The 21,668-nt window shown below is 65.8% G+C and carries 19 protein-coding genes; 3 read left to right on the top strand and 16 right to left on the bottom strand.

Features of this window, described 5'->3' with window-relative positions; genetic code table 11:
* Positions 1-35: 35 nt before the first annotated feature.
* The 3 genes from AAE021_RS06215 to AAE021_RS06205 all read left to right on the top strand — a co-directional run bounded on the left by AAE021_RS06215 (position 36) and on the right by AAE021_RS06205 (position 2,328).
* Positions 36-563 (top strand): NfeD family protein, encoded by a 528-nt coding sequence (locus AAE021_RS06215; RefSeq protein WP_342024744.1) that lies wholly within the window; start codon positions 36-38, stop codon positions 561-563.
* A 104-nt stretch (positions 564-667) separates the two neighbouring features.
* Positions 668-1,690, top strand: a complete 1,023-nt coding sequence (locus AAE021_RS06210) for an SPFH domain-containing protein (protein WP_342024743.1) — start codon at positions 668-670, stop codon at positions 1,688-1,690.
* Positions 1,691-1,974: 284 nt separating this feature from the next.
* Positions 1,975-2,328 carry an RNA polymerase-binding protein RbpA gene (locus tag AAE021_RS06205; protein WP_152218209.1) on the top strand — a complete coding sequence of 118 codons (354 nt, stop codon included), beginning with the start codon at positions 1,975-1,977 and terminating at the stop codon, positions 2,326-2,328.
* A gap of 144 nt (positions 2,329-2,472) precedes the next feature.
* Here AAE021_RS06205 and AAE021_RS06200 read toward each other — a convergent pair whose 3' ends face one another.
* The 16 genes from AAE021_RS06200 to AAE021_RS06125 form a co-directional block, all read right to left on the bottom strand.
* On the bottom strand, positions 2,473-3,201 hold the full coding sequence (locus AAE021_RS06200; protein WP_342025334.1) for a polyprenol monophosphomannose synthase: 729 nt from the start codon (positions 3,199-3,201) through the stop codon (positions 2,473-2,475).
* A 524-nt stretch (positions 3,202-3,725) separates the two neighbouring features.
* The gene (locus AAE021_RS06195) at positions 3,726-5,366 is read right to left on the bottom strand and encodes an amidohydrolase (RefSeq protein WP_342024742.1); all 1,641 of its coding nucleotides are present in this window, start codon (positions 5,364-5,366) and stop codon (positions 3,726-3,728) included.
* Positions 5,367-5,469: 103 nt separating this feature from the next.
* The gene (locus tag AAE021_RS06190) at positions 5,470-8,313 is read right to left on the bottom strand and encodes a DEAD/DEAH box helicase (RefSeq protein ID WP_342024741.1); all 2,844 of its coding nucleotides are present in this window, start codon (positions 8,311-8,313) and stop codon (positions 5,470-5,472) included.
* Between the two features lie 94 nt (positions 8,314-8,407).
* Positions 8,408-9,235: a twin-arginine translocase subunit TatC gene (gene tatC, locus AAE021_RS06185; RefSeq protein WP_342024740.1), complete on the bottom strand. Its 828-nt coding sequence runs from the start codon at positions 9,233-9,235 to the stop codon at positions 8,408-8,410.
* Between the two features lie 5 nt (positions 9,236-9,240).
* A complete protein-coding gene (tatA, locus tag AAE021_RS06180; RefSeq protein WP_342024739.1) occupies positions 9,241-9,564 on the bottom strand; it encodes a Sec-independent protein translocase subunit TatA in 324 nt (107 codons plus the stop codon).
* Positions 9,565-9,596: 32 nt separating this feature from the next.
* The gene (locus AAE021_RS06175) at positions 9,597-9,935 is read right to left on the bottom strand and encodes a hypothetical protein (protein WP_342024738.1); all 339 of its coding nucleotides are present in this window, start codon (positions 9,933-9,935) and stop codon (positions 9,597-9,599) included.
* 90 nt (positions 9,936-10,025) lie between these two features.
* Positions 10,026-12,080, bottom strand: coding sequence for a helix-turn-helix transcriptional regulator (locus tag AAE021_RS06170; protein WP_342024737.1), 2,055 nt, complete (start codon positions 12,078-12,080; stop codon positions 10,026-10,028).
* Positions 12,081-12,230: 150 nt separating this feature from the next.
* Entirely contained in the window at positions 12,231-12,626 is a 396-nt protein-coding gene (locus AAE021_RS06165; RefSeq protein WP_342024736.1) for an FKBP-type peptidyl-prolyl cis-trans isomerase, read from the bottom strand.
* Between the two features lie 51 nt (positions 12,627-12,677).
* The gene (locus AAE021_RS06160) at positions 12,678-13,655 is read right to left on the bottom strand and encodes an FKBP-type peptidyl-prolyl cis-trans isomerase (RefSeq protein WP_342024735.1); all 978 of its coding nucleotides are present in this window, start codon (positions 13,653-13,655) and stop codon (positions 12,678-12,680) included.
* Between the two features lie 178 nt (positions 13,656-13,833).
* Positions 13,834-15,195, bottom strand: coding sequence for a Pup--protein ligase (gene pafA / locus AAE021_RS06155; RefSeq protein ID WP_342024734.1), 1,362 nt, complete (start codon positions 15,193-15,195; stop codon positions 13,834-13,836).
* The gene (prcA, locus tag AAE021_RS06150) at positions 15,195-15,983 is read right to left on the bottom strand and encodes a proteasome subunit alpha (RefSeq protein ID WP_342024733.1); all 789 of its coding nucleotides are present in this window, start codon (positions 15,981-15,983) and stop codon (positions 15,195-15,197) included. Before prcA ends, pafA begins: the two co-directional genes overlap by 1 nt.
* 1 nt (position 15,984) lies before the next feature.
* Entirely contained in the window at positions 15,985-16,809 is an 825-nt protein-coding gene (prcB, locus tag AAE021_RS06145) for a proteasome subunit beta (RefSeq protein ID WP_342024732.1), read from the bottom strand.
* 3 nt (positions 16,810-16,812) lie between these two features.
* The gene (locus tag AAE021_RS06140; RefSeq protein WP_342025333.1) at positions 16,813-17,013 is read right to left on the bottom strand and encodes a ubiquitin-like protein Pup; all 201 of its coding nucleotides are present in this window, start codon (positions 17,011-17,013) and stop codon (positions 16,813-16,815) included.
* 82 nt (positions 17,014-17,095) lie between these two features.
* Complete coding sequence (gene dop, locus AAE021_RS06135; RefSeq protein ID WP_342024731.1) at positions 17,096-18,706, bottom strand: depupylase/deamidase Dop; 1,611 nt, start codon at positions 18,704-18,706, stop codon at positions 17,096-17,098.
* The gene (gene arc, locus AAE021_RS06130; protein WP_425362455.1) at positions 18,703-20,466 is read right to left on the bottom strand and encodes a proteasome ATPase; all 1,764 of its coding nucleotides are present in this window, start codon (positions 20,464-20,466) and stop codon (positions 18,703-18,705) included. Before arc ends, dop begins: the two co-directional genes overlap by 4 nt.
* 125 nt (positions 20,467-20,591) lie before the next feature.
* The gene (locus tag AAE021_RS06125; protein WP_342024730.1) at positions 20,592-21,659 is read right to left on the bottom strand and encodes a tRNA (adenine-N1)-methyltransferase; all 1,068 of its coding nucleotides are present in this window, start codon (positions 21,657-21,659) and stop codon (positions 20,592-20,594) included.
* Positions 21,660-21,668 lie beyond the last annotated feature (9 nt).

Here is a 21,668-nt window from a genome sequence, read left to right as displayed (position 1 = left end):
CCGCCGTCCTAGGCGGCGGAGCCGAAGGGAACCACATGCAGGACGTATACCAATGGCTGCTGGACTACGGATGGGCCGTATGGCTCGTTCTCTTCCTGGGACTTGCCGCCATCGAAACGCTGACTCTGGATCTTTTCTTCGCCATGCTGTCCGTGGGTGCCCTTGGCGCCATGCTGGCAGCGATTTTTGGAGCCCCACTGTTTTTGCAGGTGGTGGTCTTCTGCATCGTCGCGCTGCTGATGATCGTGCTCGTCCGCCCGCTGGCCCTGAAGCATCTGGAGCGCGGCCCACGGGACCAGCGCTCCAATGTTGAACGGCTGATCGGCGCGCCCGCATTCACTTTGGAAGCCGTTTCCGGCACCGCGGGAACCGTGAAGATCGGCGGGGATATCTGGACGGCGCGGACGCCGGACGGATCCAGCCTCACGGCCGGGGCACCGGTCCTGGTGACACGGATCGACGGAGCCACCGCCGTCGTCGTCGCGGCTCCCTCCGGCGCCCACTCCGCGGACTCCCATCCGTCGGAGGGGCTCACTGATGAGCGGGGCACCGAACAGCGCTGACAGGCACCAGCGCCGGTGACGGCGCATGCCACCCGGAGGCAGACGCCGCCGGCACCAAACCACGGCGAAGCCCGGACGGGCCCGCCAAAACCTGAAGGGGGAATATGAGTCCCGGAACCACCGGCCTCATCATCATTCTGGCTGTCCTGATTATTTTTGTCCTGGTCATCCTGGTGAAATCGGTCAAGATCATTCCACAGGCACGCGCGGGCGTCGTCGAACGGCTGGGTAAGTACCAGCGGACGCTGAACCCGGGTTTGACCATCCTGATTCCTTTTGTGGACCGGTTGCTGCCGCTGCTGGACCTCCGCGAGCAGGTGGTCTCCTTCCCTCCGCAGCAGGTCATTACCGAAGACAGCCTGGTGGTTTCGATCGATACGGTCGTTTACTTCCAGGTCACCGACCCCCGGGCCGCCACCTACGAGATTGCCAACTACATTCATGCCGTGGAGCAGCTCACCACCACAACACTGCGTAACGTGGTGGGCGGGCTGAACCTCGAGGAAGCACTGACGTCCCGAGACCGCATCAACGGCCAGCTGCGCGGCGTCCTCGACGAAGCCACCGGCCGCTGGGGCATCCGCGTCTCCCGTGTTGAGCTCAAGGCCATTGAGCCGCCCCTGTCGATCCAGGATTCCATGGAAAAGCAGATGCGTGCCGAGCGTGAACGCCGGGCCACCATCCTGACGGCCGAAGGCACCAAGCAGGCCCAGATCCTGAACGCCGAGGGACGCCGCCAGGCGGCCATTCTCGCGGCCGAAGGTGATGCCAAGGCAGACATTCTTCGGGCCGACGGTGAATCCCAGGCCATTCACAAGGTGTTCGAGGCCATTCACAAGGGACGTCCGGATCAGAACCTGCTGGCGTACCAATACCTGCAGACCCTGCCCAAACTGGCCGAGGGCACGTCCAACAAGCTGTGGATCATCCCCAGCGAGCTGGGCGAGGCACTCAAGGGAGTCGGAAGCGCCCTGGGGAACTTCGTTCCCGATATGCCTGCATCCAACGGGTCCTCGCCGAGTTCACCGTCGGGCAACGGATCGGCACCGGGAAGGGCAACACCGCCCGCACCCGCAGCCGCACCGGCGGCTCCGACCCTGGCTGACTCACCCGACTCCCAGCTGTAGGGACCTCTGGTCACCGCGGGCCCTCCGCGGCCGGTATAATTGGTTGTTTGCCGGGGTCTGTCCCCCGGCCAGCCCGCTGAAACAGGCCGCGGACCCTGTGCCGGAACATTTGGCGCGGAACCGGCGTTGACATTAGCGGGCCGTCGGCGGGACGGATACGGTCTGGACGCTGTTTCTGCGTCCGGCCGTTCGGCGGCACAAACGTTAGCGTGCCGGAGCGGAACGGCACCAACAGCACTACAGATGGGTCCCCCGGGATCCTTCGGACTGAAGAGGGAGAAAAGATGAGCGATCGCAGCCTGCGGGGTATGCGCCTCGGCGCGCAGAGCATGGAGACCGAATCCGGTGTTGAGCCGGCTCCCCGCCAGCGGGTGGAATACCGCTGCGAGGACGGCGAACGGGTCTTCGTGACGTTCGCCGCCGAGGCCGACGTTCCTCCGGTCTGGGTTTCCAAGACCGGCAAGGAAGCCCTCCTGGTGGATGGCGAGAAGCCGGACACCAGCAATGACAAGCCGGTGCGTACGCACTGGGACATGCTGCTGGAACGGCGCAGCATTGAAGAGCTCGAGCAGATCCTCCAGGACCGCCTCACGATTCTGCGTGAGCGCCGCGGAGAGCGCGCTTCAGCGTCCAAGTAGCGTCCGCCTGGTTCCACAGGACCCGGAGGATCGGGGACCTGCGCGCAACCAGGAGGTTGTACTAAAAAGAAGGGAGGGTGGCTGCCGGTTGGCAGCCACCCTCCCTTCTTTTTCCTGCTGCGTTTGCTGGAGCAGGAGGACGCTTTAGCCGCGCCGGGTGAGCTTCTTCCAGCGGGCGCCCAGGCCCCACTTGGTGACGTTGGCCATTGCTTCGAAAACAATGTTGCCGCTCATTTTGGACGCACCGAATTCACGTTCAACGAAGGTAATGGGCACTTCCTTGATGGTGAGCCCCAGGCGGGCCACCCGGAAGGTCATGTCCACCTGGAAGCCGTAGCCAACCGACTCCACGGAATTGAGGTCCAGCTTCTCGAGGGTGCTGCGCTGGAAGGCGCGGTATCCGGCGGTAATGTCGCGGACGCCAATTCCCAGCATGAGGCGCGAGTACATGCTGCCGCCCCGGGACAGGATCTTCCGGTGCAGCGGCCAGTTAACCACGGAGCCGCCGGAGACCCACCGTGAGCCAATAACGAGGTCCGCGCCTGCTTCCGCCGCTTCCAGCAGCAGGGGCAGCTGTTCAGGCTTATGGGAACCGTCAGCGTCCATCTCGACCAGGACGTCATAGTCCCGCTCCAGGCCCCAGCGGAAACCGGCAATGTAGGCGGCACCCAGGCCTTCCTTGCCTTTACGGTGCAGCACATGGACCTGGGGGTCCACGGCGGCGATCTCATCCGCGTACGCCCCTGTGCCGTCCGGGCTGTTATCGTCCGCGATCAGTACATCCGAGTCGGGCACTGCCGCCCGCAGCCGCTGAAGCGTCTTGGGGAGAGACTCGATCTCGTTGTAGGTCGGGATGATGGTCAGGACGCGCACGCATTCGCCTTTCATTGGGGATAGGCTGCGCATAAACGCAGCCTGTGGGGTTGGCACCCCGGCAAGACTTTCCAGTATATGGGAGCGATTGCGCACGGGTGGCCAGGTCTGATGCCGTGCCGGTCACACCTCTCCCCGCACACGGCCCATTACCCGCCACTCCTCGGGCTCCGGCACAGGAGCACTCAGGGGCCGGAACACACAAGGGCAGGCCCTTCCGCCTTCGGGCCAGAACCGGCTGATGCCGGATCTGTTTTCTACTGACGGTCAAGCCTGCCCTGGTGCGCACTGCGCCCCGGTCGATACCTGGCTGATACCTGGCACACGCCACCGGGCACGCGCTCACACAGCTGTGCGGTGTGCTGATTATTCCGGCGCAGCGGATTCGGTTGCCCGAAGTCCGGCCTGCGATTCCCCTAGCCTACGTGCTGTCCCCGATGTGTCAACAAGTCTCTGACTAGGCACAGAACTCGTCTTAGCAGGTCAGGCGGGCAAGCCGCGGGGGCTTTTTGGGCCCCCCGCGCTCAGAAACCTACCGCTCGGTAAAGTTCGGCACCGTCATGGACCGTCAAAAGGCACCGGGGCTCGTGGTCCGTGTCCAGCGCGGGAAGCAGGGGTGTTCCGGCCCGCGGATCGGTGCTCCATGCGGCGCCCTTGGCCTCGGGGGTCTGCACCATCAGCTCTTCCACTTCCCAGACGGCGTAGGAGGCAGGGGCTCCCGGAGCGAGCTGTCCGAGCATGAAGTTGCCCGCGCCAGCCGCCCGCCAGCCCGCACGGGTGTGGCCAATAAACGCCGCACGGGCGGAAATCCGTTCGGCGGGATTCGAATGCGACACGGCAGCGCGGATTGCTGCCCAGGGGCTCATCGACATCACCGGCGAGTCCGACCCCACGGCAACCATTACACCGGCCGAGAGCAGCGACGCGAACCGGTTCATGGACGCGCTCCGCTCCCCCAGCCGCTGCTCGTACAGGCCGCCACTGCCACCCCAGGCGGCGTCAAAGCCGGGCTGCATGCTGGCGACGGCGCCGAAGCGCACCAGTTCGGCAATGGCGTCGTCGTCGGCCAGTTCCACGTGTTCCATGCGGTGATGCGACGCGCGGATGCGTTCCTCGCCCACCTCGGCAGCCGCGGCCCGCAGGCCGGCCAGGACAGTGTCCAGCCCGGCGTCGCCGATCACGTGGAAGCCGCCCTGCAGGCCGGCCCGGGTGGCCAGCGCCAGATGGCGCCCGGCCTGCTCGGCCGTGAGGTACAGCGTCCCGCTCGTTTCCCCGGCATCCGTGTAGGGCGCACGAAGCGCAGCGGTCCGGGCACCCAGGGACCCGTCCATGTTCAGGTCACCGGCCAGGCCAATCAGCCGGCCGTCAAAGGGCGCAGTGACTTCAGCCAATTCCGCCTCGGTCTGGACCAGCTGGCCCCAATAGGGAAGGATCTGGGGCAGCGGTGACTCCCCCAGGGTCCCTTCCAAGCCCATCAGCTGGCGCAGGTCCTCGACCGGGGAAATGTGCGGCGCCGCCATCTCGGTCACCGCGATCATGCCCTGCCCGGCGGCGTGCTTCAGGGCGGCCTGCTGATAGCGGGAGCGCTGGGCCAGGTCCAGGGACCGGGAAGCGGTGCGGGCCAGGGTGTGGGCTGCCCGCACCACAAAGCCGTTGTCCCAGCCATCATGCTCCGCCAGTTTCAGGTTGGCGGCCAGGGTTCCGGACACCACGGCGCAGTGCACGTCGGTCCGGGCCAAATACACGGGCCGGTGACCGGAGGCGGCGTCTAGCTCAGCGGCTGTCGGCACCCGGCGTTGGGGCCACAACGACTCGTCCCACCCATACCCTGTGATCAGTCCATCAGTGCCGGCGGCAGCCTTGGCCACCAGTTCAAGGAGTTCCGCCAGTGAAGCGGCGCCGGTGAGGTCGAGGGAGGACAGCGCCGCTCCGGTCTCCGTCACGTGGGCGTGCGCGTCCACGAATCCGGGAGTGATAAGCGCACCTTGGAGGTCCACGACCGTCATCCGCGCATCCTGCAGGGACGCCGCGGCATGCTCGGAGCCGACCCAAGCCACGGTGTCCCCCTCCACCAGCATCGCCGTCGCAAACGGATCGGCGGCGCTGTAAACGGACCCATTGCGGTAAAGGGTCAGCGCCGGGGTGGCGGGAGACTGCGTGTTCAAGGACTCACCTGTTTTTCTGTAGTGCTGTTGGTTATGAAGCAGTGTTGTTCGGGCATGAGGCTGGGGATGAAGCAGCCGGCCCGACGCGGGCAGGAGTGACGGGTTACTCGCTGACCGCGGAGTATGCGACGACGCCCCGGCGGACCAGAGCGATGGCATCTATGCAGCGCCGGCGCAGGCCGTCGGGCAAGTCGTTGACCTTCGCGAGCTGGTCCAGCAGATCGATCACCTGTTTGGCCCACCGGACAAAGTCGCCTGCGGCCAGCTCGGTGCCGTTGAGCGCAAGCTGGAGGTGCTTGCCCTTGGCCCACTTGTACATGGGCCATACCAGTCCCATTTCCGGCTCCCCGGTCTGGGGAAGGCGCTGGGCTTCCTCAATGTCGGTCAGGCGGGACCACTGCTGGACGATGATGTCCATGGCCACTTCGAGGGAAACACTGGGCAGCCGGGGACGCACGCCCCGCTCCTCGCGCTTGGCCTGGTAGACCAGCGTGGTGGCCAGGGCAGCCAGCTCGGCCGGATCGACGTCGGTAAACGCCCCGTGCTGGAGCGAGAGTGCGATCAGCAGGTCCTTTTCACCGTAGATCCGGCGCAGCTTTTGTCCGGCGGCGGTCACGGCGGATCGGCCGGTGGCCTCCGGGGCAACGTAGCCGTAGTGCTCCAGGACGTCACAGACGCGGTCAAAGGTTTTGGCGATCGTGTTGGTACGGCCCCGGATCTGAGCCGCCAGATTATCCGTCTCCCGCCGCAGCTTCCACCAGCGTTCGGCCCAGCGGGCGTGGTCTTCCCGGTCGCTGCATCCGTGGCATGGATGGGCGCGCAGCTTCCGGCGCAGCTCGATGATGGCACGCTCCCGCCGGTCAGCACCCCCGGCGTGCAGGACGCCGCGCTGGGCGGCAGGCCGGGGCGGCCGGTGGTCATGCAGGGCATTACGCATCGAGGACGCAAGATCCCGGCGGTCCTTCGCGGCCCGGGAATTGAAGGACTTGGGAATCCGGATGTGCGAAACGGCCTCCACCGCGCCGTCCAGTTCCGAAGCGGTAATCCGCCGGATCTGCTTATCCTCGGTCAGGACCGTGGTCCTTGCTTCCCTGCTCGGCTGTGCATCACCGGGCAGCACCACGGCGTACCCGGAGTTTCGGCCGCCGCTGACCAGGATGATGTCACCCGGTGCCAGCGCGTCCAGTGAAGCGGCGACGGCGGAACGCCGGTCCCGTGCCCGTGACTTGGATGCCTGGGCTTCGGCATCGGACAGCTCCCGGCGCAGGGCAGCGTATTCGGTGAAATCTCCCAGGTGGCAGGTCATGGCTTTTTCGTAGCCGGCGAGGGATTCCTCCCGGGACCTGACCTGCTTGGCCAGGCCCACCACCGACCGGTCTGCCTGGAACTGCGCAAAGGAGGATTCGAGGATTTCGCGGGACCGCTCACGGCCGAATTGGGCCATGAGGTTGATGCTCATGTTGTACGTCGGCCGGAAACTTGAGTTCAGCGGATAGGTTCGGCGCGAGGCCAGGCCGGCGACGGCGGCGGGGTCGGTGCCGGGCTGCCACAGGACCACGGCATGGCCTTCGACGTCGATGCCACGGCGGCCCGCCCGGCCGGTGAGCTGGGTGTACTCCCCCGCGGTGATGTCCACGTGCGCTTCACCGTTGAATTTGTCCAGTTTCTCCAGGACCACGGTGCGGGCGGGCATGTTGATTCCCAGGGCCAGGGTTTCCGTGGCGAAGACGGCACGGACCAGCCCGGCGGTGAACAGCCGTTCCACCACTTCCTTGAAGGTAGGCAGCATGCCGGCATGGTGGGCGGCGAATCCGCGGATCAGGCCCTCCCGCCAGGTCCAGAAACCCAGGACTTCCAGATCGTCCTCGGGAATGTCCTGGCTGGCTTCATCCACCATGCGCGCAATCGCCAGCCGCTCCGGCTCGGTGGTCAGCCACAGGCCGGAGTCGACGCACTGCCGCACGGCGCCCTCGCAGCCGTTGCGGGAAAAGATGAAGGTGATGGCCGGAAGCAGTCCGCGCTTGTCCAGCTGGGCAATGACGGCGGGGCGGGAAGCCTTGGGAATCCGGCTCATCGGCGGTCCGGCATGCCCGCGGCGCGGGGCATCCCGGCGCCCACCGCGGGAGGACCCGCGGGATCCTCCCCAGTGTCCGCGCTGGTTGATCCGGGACTCTGCCCGGGCCAGTTCCAGCAGCTCCGGATTAACGCGGTACCTTTCCTGAATGCCGGCCGGCTGCTCGGGTTCGGCTGCCTCGTCGAAGGAAACATCGGACTCGAAGAGGTCCATGATGTCCCGCCCCACCATGACGTGCTGCCACAGCGGCACGGGACGGTGCTCGGACACCACAACGTCGGTGTCTCCGCGGACGGTGTCCAGCCAGGCGCCGAATTCCTCCGCATTGGAGACCGTGGCGCTCAGGGAGACCAGCTGGACGTCGGAGCTCAGGTGGATGATGACCTCCTCCCAGACGGCGCCCCGGAAGCGGTCGGCAAGATAGTGCACTTCATCCATCACCACGTAGCCCAGTTCATCCAGCGTGGACGAGTTTGAGTACAGCATGTTCCGCAGCACTTCAGTGGTCATAACGACGACGTCGGCGTCCGGATTGATGCTGGTGTCACCGGTGAGCAGGCCAACCCGGTCCGCGCCGTAGGATGCCGACAGTTCCAGGTACTTCTGGTTGCTCAGCGCCTTGATCGGAGTGGTGTAGAACGCCTTCAGGCCGCGTTCGAGCGCCATGTAAACGGCGAACTCCCCCACCACGGTCTTGCCCGCTCCGGTGGGGGCCGCAACCAGGACACCGCGGCCGGCCTCGACGGACCGGCACGCTTCAGTTTGGAAGGGATCAAGGTCAAAGCCCAGCTGCTGCTCAAAAACCGCCAGTTGGGTCTTGGAGTGTTCGGCTAATTGTTTCGCGGCCAGGTACCGCTCCGACGGGGAAGTCATGTTCCCAGCCTAGACTCTGACAGGCCCCCTCCGCGCGCCGCACCGCGCTGCTCAGCGGTGGGCTGAACCGGCGAACGGAGCCCGGGCCCGCAGCCTACAGATTCTCGAGGGGTGTTGCGGTGTCAGCGGTCTCTTCCACTGTTGCTTCACGGGCGGCATTCCGGCGCGCCCGGCGCTTGTCGTTCAGCAAGCAGATTCCCACCGCGACGCCAAAGAGCACCAGCAGCGGAGCGGCCATGTAGAACATGGTGAGGGCGTCGCCGCCCGGCGCCGCCATGGCAGCGAAGACACAAATCAGGAAGAGCGTGATCCGCCAGTACTTGATGATGACCTTGCCCGGCAGAATACCGGTCATGTTCAGGCCCACCAGCACCACGGGGATCAGGAAGGCGATACCGAAGGCCAGCATCAGGCGGAGTACGAAGGCCAGGTACACCGTGGCCGTAATCACGTTGGCGCTGCCCTCGGGGGTGAATCCCGTCAGGACTTCGATGGCGCTGGGCAGGAGCAGCCATGCCAGCACCACTCCACCGAGGAACAGCGGGACCGATGCGGCCATGAACCCGAGGGCTATGCGCCGTTCCTTGGTCTTCAGCCCGGGCGTGATGAACGCCCACAGCTGGTAAAGCCACACCGGGCATGAGAGCAGCAGCCCGATAAACACGGACACTTGGACCATCTGGTCGAAGGGCGTGACGACACCCTCGAAGTTGATGGTCGCCAGCCGGCCGTCCTCGTTTCCCACGTCCATGACCGGCTTGGTCAGGGCGTTGAAGACGGGCATGTACAGGAAGAAACCTCCCACCGTGCCCAAGGCCACTGCCAGGGCAGCCTTGAACATGCGGTTGCGGGCTTCCCGCAGGTGTTCCTTAAGGGCCATCCGCCCTTCGGGGTTGGATTTGCGCCCTTTGGTTAGCGCCACAGCAATTAGAGGCTGGCGGGAGGGTTACCCGCGGGGCGGTGATCAGTACCGGTGGCGTCCGGCGTGTGCGGAGCTGCCGGAGGCGTGGCTGCCGGAGGCGTTGCGGCCGCGGGATTGCCGGCGGCCGGCGGGTTGTTGACGATCCGCCCCTCGACGGGATCGCCGGCTGCCGTGTTGGACGGATTCTCGTCCTTCATCTGCCGAACTTCGGACTTGAAGATGCGCAGGGACTGGCCCATGCTGCGGGCGAGACCCGGGAGCTTGTTTGCGCCGAAAAGCAGGATGGCCAGAGCGACCAGGATAAGAATTTGCCAGCCTTGAATATTCATGCCGGTGTCCTTTCGTTTTGTGACAGTTTACGTCAGAGTCCTGGAAAGTCGCGCAGGGCGCGGGGCTGGCCGGAAGCGATCCTGCGGGCAATCCGCCGCTCCCGTCGCTGCTCCCTGCGTGCCTCTTTGCCTTCTTCGTAGCGGGCCCTCGCCAGGATGGGGTCCACGAAGATTCCCAACTCACGTTCCGGAGTTTGGACCGCTGACGGCACCGGTGCGGGTGCAGACACTGCCAGCGACGAAAGGGCAGCCTCAGCCTCCCTCAGCACCGCCATCAGCCTGCGGAAAACCCGCCACCCGACGAGGGCGTAAAAAGCGGCTGCAGCAACGACAAGAGCCGACCATATCAGAATCCAGGACCACCAAGGCATGACTCCAGCATAGTGCTGGCAGCCGCAGGTACCTGCATCGCCGCGGGCGGGCCATCCCGGCCGAACCCGGGGCTTCCCGTACGGGCCCGCTCAGCCCTGCTGCGGCGCTGGACCAGGTCCTGCAGCAGGACTCTGCTCCGGGTAATTCGCAAGCGCCATCCGGAGCCAGTCTCCGGTTTCCTGCCTCAGCTCATCCGGAGCGGCCACCACAGCGCTGCCGCCCTGTGCGGCGACAAAACCGGGGATCCAGCGGGTGTTGCCCACCCGCAGCTCCACCGCGCTTCGGCCCCGGGGCAGGTCGGCCCGGCGCCCGGCGTCGTACGCGCTCTCCACCCAGCTGGCCGAGGGCTCCAGCACCAGGGTCACCAGTTCATCCTCAGCGCTTGGCCGGAAGAGGCCGGAGGCAAAACTGTCCTGGTCCGGGCCCTGCCAGGAAGCGGGACCGGAATCCGTGACCCCGTGAATGCGGTCAACCCGGAAGTTCCGCACACCCTCGGAACGGTGGCACCAGGCTTCGAGGTACCAGCAGTCATTCACGGAGACGAGCCGGCGCGGATCCACGATCCGGTCGGTCATCTCGTCCCGGCTGGGCACCAGGTACCGCAGCGCGAGCTGGCGGCGGCCCGCGATGGCCTGCTGCAGCTGGTCCAGGATGAGGGCGGTGCCCTCGGGTTCGGCAAGCCTGGCGGCCACGCCCCTGGCCGCACGCCCTGACTCCCCGGCAGCTTCACTGAGTTTGTCCAGGGCGCTGGCGATGGCCGGCGATTCTCCCACGCCGGGAAGCGCGGCCAGCGTTTGCAGGCCCACGATCAGCGCGGCGGCCTCGTCCATTCCGAGCCGCACGGGTTCGGACAGGTCCTCGGCGTTGTCAATGAAGATCTGGCCGTTCTCGAAATTCACGTCCATCAGACCGTTGGGATAGTGGCGCGGTCCGCTGACGAACAGCAGGTTCAGGTCACTGGCCAGCTGTGTGGCGCTGACCCCGAAGCGGCGGGCCGTGTTTTCCAGGTCCGCTCCCTGGTTGCCCAGGATGTAAGGGACCAAATCAAGCAGGCGGGTGAGATGGCTCTGCGCTGCCGTCGAGGTGGATGCCGGGGCCGGAACGCGGCGGGTCAGGGTAAAGGACGGCAGGGGCTTGAGCTGGGCAGCCATGGCCTGCTGCAGCAGGTCAACGACACTCTGCCTGAACTCGGGCGGGTCGACGGCGGTGGCGCTGGCTCCCAGCCCGGCCGTGTCAGCGGCCAGTGCGTCCAGGTCCGGGACGGTCAGCCGCAGCACCTCCCAGCCGGGCCGGCCGGCCGGGGCCGGAGGCACGTCGGCGCGCAGCCGAAGTTCCGCAGCGGCGCCTTCCCGCACCTCGACGACGGCAGTGGCCGGCGCGAAGACGCGGTCAAGGGACGCCAGGGAGTCCTCAATGGCGAAGTCCGCAGGGACGTCGTAGCTGCCGGGCTCCAGCGCTACAGGAGTCGTGATCCGGGACAGCCGGAAGAACCGCTCGGCCTTCCGGTCCAGGTCCCAGCCCACCACGTACCAGTGGCCGAACCTGCTGCCCATTCCCCAGGGCTGCACGTGGCGCGTGGTGCTCCGCCTCCGGACGGTTTTTGATGGTCCGGAGGCGGAGCCTGCACGGGTGGCCGGCCGGTAGCCGAAAGAGATGGGGGTGCGGGTGGTTGTTGCCTTCCACACGGTGTCGAAGTTCGGGTCATTAGTGCGGATCCGCGGCTGCAGCGGGCTGGCGGCGGCAGCCTCCGCCACCACTCCCCTGGCCTGGAGCTTGCGCAGGGCCCGCGCCGCCGCGGAACCGAGCGACGCCTGTTCCCACATGTTCGCGGCCAGCGCCAGGACTGCGGACTCTCCGGGGGTGAACCGCACGCCGGGAAGCCGGTACGCGTCGGCCCTGATGCGGTAGCGGCGCACCGAGTTGTCCTGGTCGTAGAGGGTTTCCTCACTGTAGGACTCCACGGGAATCCCTTGCTCCCGCAGGAAGGCCTTGTCCCGGTCGAAGAGCTTCTCCCGCGCCGCGGTGGACGGTGCCTCGCCGTACAGCTCGATTTCTTCGAACAGTTCATGCTTGGTGAAGCCCCGGGTCGATGAAAGCAGCACAATGACCAGGGTGAGGAGGCGTTCGGTTCTGTTGGCGGACACGGAAGCCAATCTACCGCGCCGCGGGCGGATGGCGGAGCGCGGGGAGTCCGGACGGAACCCGTTGGGGCAGGCAAAAGGCGGGTCCGCAGCTGCGTCAGCCGCGGACCCGCCCTCTGTTTTGTTTCTGCTGGCTTGTACCGGCCCTGGCGGCTAGCGGACGCCCAGCAGGTCAACCACGAAGATCAGTGATTCACCCGGGGCAACGGCGGAACCTGCACCGCGGTCGCCGTAGGCCATGTGGGCGGGGATTTCCAAGCGGCGGCGGCCGCCGACCTTCATGCCCAGCAGGCCCTGGTCCCAGCCTTCGATGACCTGGCCGACGCCGACGCGGAAGTCCAGCGGGGTGCCGCGGTTCCACGATGCGTCAAACTCTTCTCCGGTCGAGAAGGCGACGCCCACGTAGTGGGTGGAGACAGTGTCCCCGGCCTTGGCCTCGGGGCCGTCGCCGACAACGATGTCCTCGATCAGAAGCTCGGTGGGAGCTTCGTGGTCCGGGAAGTCGATCTCGGGCTTCTGGCGGTCGTACTCGCGCTTTCCAAATGACATGGTGCTCCTAGCTGCGGCGGTGCCGCGTCAACGCTGCTTTCGGTTCCAACGCTACTTGACTTCTTCGATCTCCACGACAAACACGAGGGGACCGGACGGAGCGCTGCCGCCGGCGGGATCGCCGTAGGCCAGCTCTGTCGGAAGAACCAGCAGAACCTTGGATCCGGCCTTCTGGCCGGCCAGTCCGTAGGTCCACCCGGAGATGACGCCGTCGAGGCCGAACTCAATCGCCTCGCCGCCCTCATAGCTGGAATCGAAAGTGGTGCCGTCACGCAGCGAGACGCCGAGGTAATTCGCCTTGACGGTCCCGGTTTCCTCCAGGACTGCGCCGTCGCCCTCTTCAAGGACCTTGACGATCAGCTTGTCGGGCTCCTCGGCATTCTCGGGGACGGTGATGGAGGGAACGCCGTCCTCGCCGAACTCGACCTTGGGCAGCTTGCCTTCGGAATCCAGCTTGGCCACGTCGTCGGGGCTCATCAGCAGATTGCCCTCCGCATTGCGGGCGGCAGCTTCATCCGGCGTCAGCATCGAAACGGTGTCCTGGGCGCTCTGGACGCTCAGCACCATGACCTGGGTGGGCTGGTCCCCCTCGGTGGCCTCCGCCTGCGCATCGGGGAAGGCATAGGCAATGTGGGAGCCCACCTTGGCGCCGAGCAGGACTTCGTACAGGACCGGGTCCTGTTCCTTCAGCTGATCGTTCACGGGCAGCGTGGATGCGGCCTGCGAATACGTGTCGCCCAAAACGCTTCCGTCCTCGGCGTTGAGCGCCACGAACTTGAACGTGATGCTCTGGCCCTCGGCAACCGTGTCGCCGTCGCCCGTGTAGACAATCTTGGCGGCACTTTCGGTGATGTCCAGCGGAGTATCGAACTCAACCTCGGGGACGGTCTCCTGGTCCTCGACCTTGACCTTCACGGAGTCAAAGACTCCGGACTGGCCTGCGGATTTGCCCGCAGCGCCCGTGTCCCCGCCGGAGCAGGCGGAAATCAGGAGCAGGGAGGACAAGCTTACGGCTAGTACTTTTCGCACAGTACTTCTTTCAGTGGTGGACAGATTGGCCCGCGGCCTTCCCCGGAGCTGATCCGGGGAACCGGCACGGACGGTCGCATCCAGCCTAGCGTTTCTGCCTGAGTGCTGCCTTAGGACATCCATAAACAGGAAAACAGCCCGCAGCGCCGGCCCGGGACGCCGGGGGCCGGGCTATCGCCTAAAGTGTCGCCAGCAGGGCTTCCACCCGCTCATCGACGGCGGCAAACGGGTCCTTGCACAGCACCGTCTGCTGGGCGCGGTCATTCAGCTTCAGATGCACCCAGTCCACGGTGAAGTCACGGTTGGCAGCCTTGGCGCGGCGCACAAAGTCCCCGCGCAGTTTTGCCCGGGTGCTCTGGGGCGGAACGTCCACTGCCTCCTTGACGTTGCTGTCCTCGACAACCCGGGCGGTTTCCCCCCGGGCCTGGAGCAGGTAGAACAACCCGCGGCGGCGCGAAATGTCGTGGTACGTCAGGTCCAGCTGTGCGAGGCGGGGAGAGGTCAGTTCCAGGGAATGCCGCTCCGCGTACCGGTCCACGAGCTTCTTCTTGATGGCCCAGTCGATTTCCGTGTCGATCCCGGAGGTGTCCCCGCTTTCGATCGCGTCAAGGGTCCGTTCCCAGAGGTCCAGCACCCGGCCCACATGCCGGTTGTGGGCTCCGTTCACCGCCACGAATTCCTGCACCCGATCCAGGTACACCCGCTGCAGTTCCAGGGCCGTCATGGTGGCTCCGTTGGCAAGCTTCAGCGGCATTCTGCCGGTCATGTCGTGGGATATTTCACGGATGCTCCGAATCGGGTTCTCCAGCCGAAGGTCGCGCATCACCGCCCCGGACTCGATGAGCCGGAGCATCAGGTCCACCGAGCCCACCTTCAGCAGCGTGGTGGTCTCGGACATGTTGGAGTCCCCGGCAATGACGTGCAGCCGGCGGTAGTGCTCGGCGTCGGCATGGGGCTCGTCGCGGGTATTGATGATGGGCCGCGACCTGGTGGTGGCCGAGGACACTCCCTCCCAGATGTGGTCCGCCCGCTGGGAAAAAGCGTAAAGGGACCCGGACTGGGTCTTCAGCACTTTCCCGGCACCGACCAGCAGCTGGCGCGTCACCAGGAACGGGATGAGGATGTCGGCCAGCCGGGAGAACTCCAGCCGCCGGGGAATCAGGTAGTTCTCGTGGCTGCCGTACGAATTTCCGGCCGAGTCGGTGTTGTTCTTGAACAGGTAGACGCTGCCGTTGAAACCCTCGGCCCGCAACCGGTCCTCAGCCTCGTCGACGAGGTCATCCAGAATCAGTTCGCCGGCCCGGTCGTGGGCCACCAGCTGTGCCAGGTCATCGCACTCCGCGGTGGCGTACTCCGGATGCGAACCGACGTCCAGGTACAGCCGCGACCCGTTGGTCAGGAAGACGTTGGAGGACCTCCCCCAGCTCACCACCTTCCGGAAGAGGTAGCGGGCCACCTCCTCCGGTGACAGCGGCCGGGAGTCAGGGCCCGAGTACGCGATTCCGAATTCCGTTTCGATTCCAAAGATCCTGCGGTCCATCAGTCTCCCTCCGGGCCGGACAGCAAGCGGTCCAGCTCCACAGTGTTGATTCTTCGGAACGCCCGCACGGTGCCGCGGGAGGACAGCGGAGAGCGGTCGAGCACCGCCACTTCGAGCAGGCCGGCCCCCAGCCGTTCGGGTTCGGCCGGCGGCGCGTCCCCGCCGCCGTAGCCGGCAGATGATGATCCGGTGCCGTTGGACCCGGGATCTGCGGGGTTGCGGGTGGCCGACAGCGCGGCAACCGCGGTCCGCACGGCCTCGGGAAAGCCGGTGTCCTGGTTCCAGGTGCGGGCCAGGGCTTCCCGAACCACCTCGGCCTGGCCGCCCATCACCACAAAATTGCTTTCGTCGGCAATGGAGCCGTCGAACGTCAGCCGGTACAGGTGGTCGGCATAGGGCTCGGCGCCCACCTCGGCAACGGCCAGTTCCACTTCAAAGGGCTTGCCTTCGGTGGTGAACACGGAGCCCAGGCTTTGGGCGTAGACGCTGGCAAGGCCGCGCGCCGAAACGTCCTCGCGGGAGTAGGAGTAGCCCCGGACATCGGCGTACCGGACACCGGCCTGGCGCAGGCTCTCGAACTCGTTGTACTTGCCGACGGCGGCAAATCCAATCCGGTCATAGATTTCCCCGAGCTTATGCAGCGACGGTGACGGGTTCTCGGCAACGAGGGCGATGCCGTCGCGGCAGGTCAGCACCACCACGGAGCGGCCCCGCGCAATGCCTTTCCGGGCGAAGTCGGCCCGGTCCTTCATCAGCTGTTCAGGCGAAACATAAAACTGCTGTGTCATGTCAGCTCTCCCGCCCGGCGATGGAGCGGCGGTCAACAAGTTCCCGGGCCATCATCTGCAGTTCCCGTTCCGGTATTTCCCGGTTTCCGGCGCTGTTGACCACGTAGACAACCGGCCACAGCTGCCGGACCAGGTCCGGGCCTCCGGTGGCGGAGTCGTCGTCGGCCGCGTCGTACAGCGACTCGACGGCGACGGCGACCGCCTGTTCCTCGTCAAGGCCGGGACGCCACAGCTTCTTCAGCGCTCCGCGGGCAAACACCGAGCCCGATCCCACGCTGTGGTGTTCGTATTCCTCGTAACGGCCGCCGGTGACGTCGTAGGAAAACAGCCTGCCTATGTGGCGTTCGGTGTCATAGCCGGCAAACAGCGGCACCACCGCAAGGCCCTGGAGGGCCAGCGGCAGGTTCGAGCGCACCATGGCCGCGAGCCGGTTGGACTTTCCGTCCAGGCTCATGGGGGTGCCCTCAATCTTGTCGTAGTGCTCCAGCTCCACCTGGAAGAGCCGGATCATGTCCAGCGCAAGCCCGGCGGTGCCCGCAATGCCAACCACCGAGTAGGTGTCCGCAGGGAAGACCTTCTTGATGTGCCGGCTGGCAATCATGTTGCCCATGGTGGCACGCCGGTCTCCGGCCATCAGCACGCCGCCCGCATAGGTCAGCGACACGATGGTGGTGGCCTGCGGTGCCGCCGCTGACGCCGATCCGGCCGGGGCCGCGCCCAGCCGGCGGGCGGAGGGCAGCAGATCGGGATGGTGCCGGGCCAGGTGGTCGCTGAAGGACGGTGAGTCCGCCGAATTGATAACTGCTGCAGGGTCCCGGTGGGTCATCCGCTACTGTCCGCCCTTCTGGATGAAGCCCCGGACAAATTCCTCGGCGTTGTTTTCCAGCACGCCGTCAATCTCGTCCAGCAGGTCATCCACGCCCTCGGTCTGGGCCGATGCCCCCGCTTCAGCGCCGGCCGGAGGGGCCGTGTCCTCCAGCTGCTCTTCCTCGGTGCGGGGTGCGGTGTTTTTCTGGTCCTGGGTTGCCATGATCATTGCCTCTCCTGGCCGGATTCCGGCCATGTGACGGGTCCTGACGGGTCCTGCCAGGTCCTGAAGCTGACTGCTAGTCCTATGGTGCCACGCTATGTTCGGGACCGGTCAGGAGTCTGGCGACAAAATCCTCCGCATCGGATGAAGCCGCAAACAGTTCCTCGGTCAGCGCCCGGGTTCCGCGCAGCGGTTCGCGGGTTGGAATGCGCTGCAGCCGGCGGTGCGAGGGCAGCTCGAAGATGATGGAATCCCAGCTCGCTCCCACCACTTCATGCGGAAAGCGGCTGACGCACTTGCCGCGGAAGTAGGCGCGGGTGTCGTCCGGAGGCTCGTGGACAGCGCGGGCGATCTCCTCATCGGTAAGGATCCGCTCCATCTGCCCCCGCGCGGCCAGCCGGTAGTACAGTCCCTTCTCCGGCCGCATGTCGGAGTACTGCAGGTCGACCAGGTGCAGCCGGGCATCGGACCACGCCAGCCCGTCACGGTTGCGGTAGGCCTGCAGCAGCCGCAGTTTGGCCACCCAGTCCACCTGCGCGGCGGCTTCCATCGGGTCCCGCTTGAGGGTGCCCACCAGGGAGGTCCACCGGCTGAGGATGTCCTCGGTTTCGGGGTCGGCCCCGCGGCTGCGGCAGTGCCGGGCTGCGGCTTCCAGATATATTTCCTGCAGGTCCAGCCCGGTGACCATCCGGCCGTCCTTGAGCTCCACGAGCTGCTCCAGGGTTGGATCGTGGCTGATGAGCTGCAGTGCCCCCACCGGGTCCCTCAGCTCGACGCCGGGGCCGGTGCCGGCCTCGATCATGGACAGCACAATGGAGGTGGTGCCCACCTTCAGCAGCGCGGACACCTCGCTGAGGTTGGCATCGCCGATAATCACGTGCAGCCGCCGGTACTTTTCGGCCACCGCGTGCGGCTCGTCCCGGGTGTTGACGATGGGCCGGCGGATGGTGGTTTCGAGTCCCACCTCGGCTTCGAAAAAATCGGCGCGCTGGCTGAGCTGGTAGCCCTGCCGCTGGTTGCTGGTCCCGATGCCCACCCGCCCTGAGCCGACGATGACCTGCCGGCTGGCAAAAAAGGGAACCAGTCCCTGGACCAGGTTTGCGAACGGAACGCTGCGGGGCACGAGGTAGTTCTCGTGGGAGCCGTAGGAGGCGCCCTTGCTGTCCGTGTTGTTTTTGTACAGGTTCACCGGCGAAAAACCGGGCGCCGAGGCGATATGGCGCATGGCGGCGAGCACGACGGCGTCTCCGGCCTTGTCCCACAGCACGGCATCGCGCGGGGTGGTTACCTCAGGTGAGGAGTACTCCGGGTGGGCATGGTCCACGTACAGCCGCGCACCGTTGGACAGCACCATGTTCATGAGCACCGGGTTGTCCGTGGATTGTTCACCGTAGAGGGCCGCCGGGCCTCCTCCCTCCATGGCAATCTGCTCCGCGTCCAGCACCGGAGGGGCATCCGTCAGCTGGGTCGGATCAGCGGCGGTGCGCGGCACCGCGAATCCGCGTGCGTCGTTCAGCGGTGCCTCATCCGTGTAGTCCCAGCGCGTTCCGGAGAAGTTTCCGACGCCGCTGCGCCGGGATGCGGCATAGGCGTTGATGATCTGGCTGGACAGGACCGTGGCGTTGGCGGCGGGCAGGGCGGGAGCCAGCACTCCGTACTCGGTTTCCGTCCCCATCACACGGCGCACGCTCATAGATACTGCCCGGGGTTGGCGGTTGTTTCGATGGTGCGCCCGGGTTCCTGCCCGGCCTTGCCCTGGATGATGGTGCGGATGTAGGTGATGCGCTCGCCCTTCTTGCCCGAAATGCGTGCCCAGTCATCCGGGTTGGTGGTGTTGGGCATGTCCTCGTGCTCGCGGAACTCATCCACCACGGCCCGCATCAGGTGCTCAATCCGCAGGCCGCGCTGGTGCAGGGTCAGCAGGTCCTTGATGGCGTACTTTTTGGCCCGGTCCACGACGTTCTGGATGACAGCGCCGGAGTTGAAGTCCTTGAAGTACAGCATCTCCGTGTCACCGTTGGCGTACGTGACCTCCAGGTACTCGTTGGACTTGTCTTCGGCATACATTTTCTCCACCGTCCGCCGGACCATTTCCCGCACCGTCATCTCCGGGTCGTAGCCGTACTCCGCAAGGTCCTCGCGGTGCAGCGGCAGGTCGGGGGTGAGGTACTTGGCGAAGATCTCCGCGGCGCCCTCGGCGTCAGGCCGCAGGATCTTGATCTTCACGTCCAGGCGGCCCGGCCGCAGGATGGCAGGGTCAATCATGTCCTCGCGGTTGGAAGCGCCGATGACGATCACGTTCTCCAGCTTCTCCACGCCGTCGATCTCCGACAGCAGCTGGGGCACGATGGTGGTTTCGACGTCGGAGGATATGCCGGTGCCCCGGGTGCGGAACAGGGAGTCCATCTCATCGAAGAACACCACCACCGGGCTGCCGCCCGATGCCTTCTCCCGGGCACGGGCAAAGATGAGCCGGATGTGGCGTTCAGTCTCCCCCACGTACTTGTCCAGCAGCTCGGGCCCCTTGATGTTCAGGAAGTAGCTGCGGGTGCCCAGGGAGCCGGTCTGCTCCATGACGCGTGCCGCCAGGGAGTGGGCCACGGCCTTGGCGATGAGGGTCTTTCCGCAGCCGGGAGGGCCGTACAGCAGGATCCCCTTGGGGGCCTTCAACCCGTGTTCGCGGTACAGGTCAGGATGCAGGAACGGCAGTTCCACGGCGTCCCGGATCTGCTCAATCTGCGGCCCAAGTCCACCAATGTCGGAGTAGGAAATGTCCGGCACTTCCTCCAGGACAAGATTCTCCACTTCGCTGCGCGGAATCTTCTCCAGCGCGTACCCGATCCGGGTGTCCACCGTGAGCGCGTCACCGACACGAACCCGTTCGGTTTCCAGCGGACCGTTAAGCCGGACCACCCGCTCGTCGTCGGCCCGGCCAATCACCAGGCACCGGTCCCGGCCCAGGAGTTCCTTCACGGTGAACAGCTCGCCGCTGCGTTCGAATCCCAGTGACGCCACCGCCACCAGGGATTCGTTCAGGAGCACTTCCTGGCCCGCCACGATCTGGTTCATGTCCAGCAGCGGAGAAACCGACACGCGGAGCTTCCGGCCGGACTGGATGATGTCCAGGCTGTCCTGGACCGCGGCTGTAGTGGTGCGGCCGCTGCTGGGCGGCACCCGGTGGTTTACCGAAATGACGGTGGCGAAGCTGAAGGGCGTGGCGCCCTCCTTTTCGAGGGCATCCTTCAGGCGGATGATCTCCGCCTTAGCCGTCTCCAGCATCGCCACCAGGCGGGCATTGTTATGGGTCAGCGCCGACAGTTGCCGGTCCACGTTACGCAGTTTGTCCCGCAGCACACTCAACTGCTGGGCTTCAGCGCTCGGAATGGACGGCCCACGGAAATATTCGCGTGGATCTTCGGCCCCGGAATCGACGGTGTTCTCTGCTTCAGCCATGGTAACGACCACCTTCACGTTGCGCAGGGTCTATCGAATCGACGATAGCCCAGCAACGCGGGCAACACACGGGTTGGAACCTCTTGTCTTTCCAGCCCGTCAGTTATCCGCCAACCTAATTGCGGCTAGGGGGTTTCCGGCGTACCGTCCTGATCCGCGCTGAACTTTTCAGCCTTCTCCAGGGCACCCCGCTGGATCTTCGAAGCGGCGTCCTTGGCCGCCCGGCGGAGCTTGTGGGCGGAGACTTCACGCTCCCCCACGGCTGCCGGAGTCCAGGCGTTCAGGTCTTCCTGGCTGAAGTTGGTCTTTGAGGCCCGGCGTTTGGCCACCAGGCCGGTTGCTCCCTCGGCGAGGCGGCGCGCCGTGAGCAGGAAGCCGGTGTGGGCCACCATGCGGTGGTCGGGCCGAACCGCGAGGCCTTCCAGGTGCCAGCCGCGGACCATCGATTCCCATCCGTCCGGTTCGGTGAACCTGCCGTCGGCGCGGATGGCCTCTGCGGTGCGGGAAAGCTGCGTGACCGTTGCGACGTAGGAAATCCAGACACCGCCGGGGGCCAGGACGGTGGCCACGGCATCCGTGCATTCCCAGGGTGCGAGCATGTCCAGGACCACGCGGTCCACGCTGCCGGGTTCCTCGGTGCGGACAACTTCCTCCTGGAAGTCACCGAGCGTAATGTTCCAGGCCGGATGCGGTCCGCCAAAGAACGTTTCCACGTTGCCTCGGGCAATGTCGGCAAATTCTTCACGGCGCTCGAAGGAATGCAGCGAGCCGTGGTCTCCCACGGCGCGCAGCAGCGAGATGCTCAGCGCTCCGGATCCAACCCCGGCTTCAACAACGCGTGCGCCCGGGTAGATATCAGCCATGGTGACAATCTGGCCGGCGTCCTTGGGATAGACCACGGCCGCGCCGCGCGGCATCGACAGCACGAAGTCCGAGAGCAGCGGGCGGAGCACCTGGTACTGCTGGCCGGTGGTGTTGGTGACGATGGTGCCTTCGGGCTTGCCGATGATCGTGTCATGGGACAGGTATCCGCGGTGCGTGTGGAAGGCGCCGCCCTCGGTCAGGGTAATGGTGCTGTGACGGCCTTTTTCGTCGGTGAGCTGGACGCGCTCCCCCGGACGCAGCTCTCCCCTGCGGTGGTTGGCGCCATGGGGAGCTGTAGCGGCAGTCTGGCCCGGAGTGTCCGAGTTCATGGGTAACGT

The sequence above is a fragment of the Arthrobacter citreus genome (genome assembly GCF_038405225.1).
Taxonomy (GTDB): domain Bacteria; phylum Actinomycetota; class Actinomycetes; order Actinomycetales; family Micrococcaceae; genus Arthrobacter_B; species Arthrobacter_B citreus_A.
This window is presented reverse-complemented; position numbering and strand designations above follow the sequence as displayed.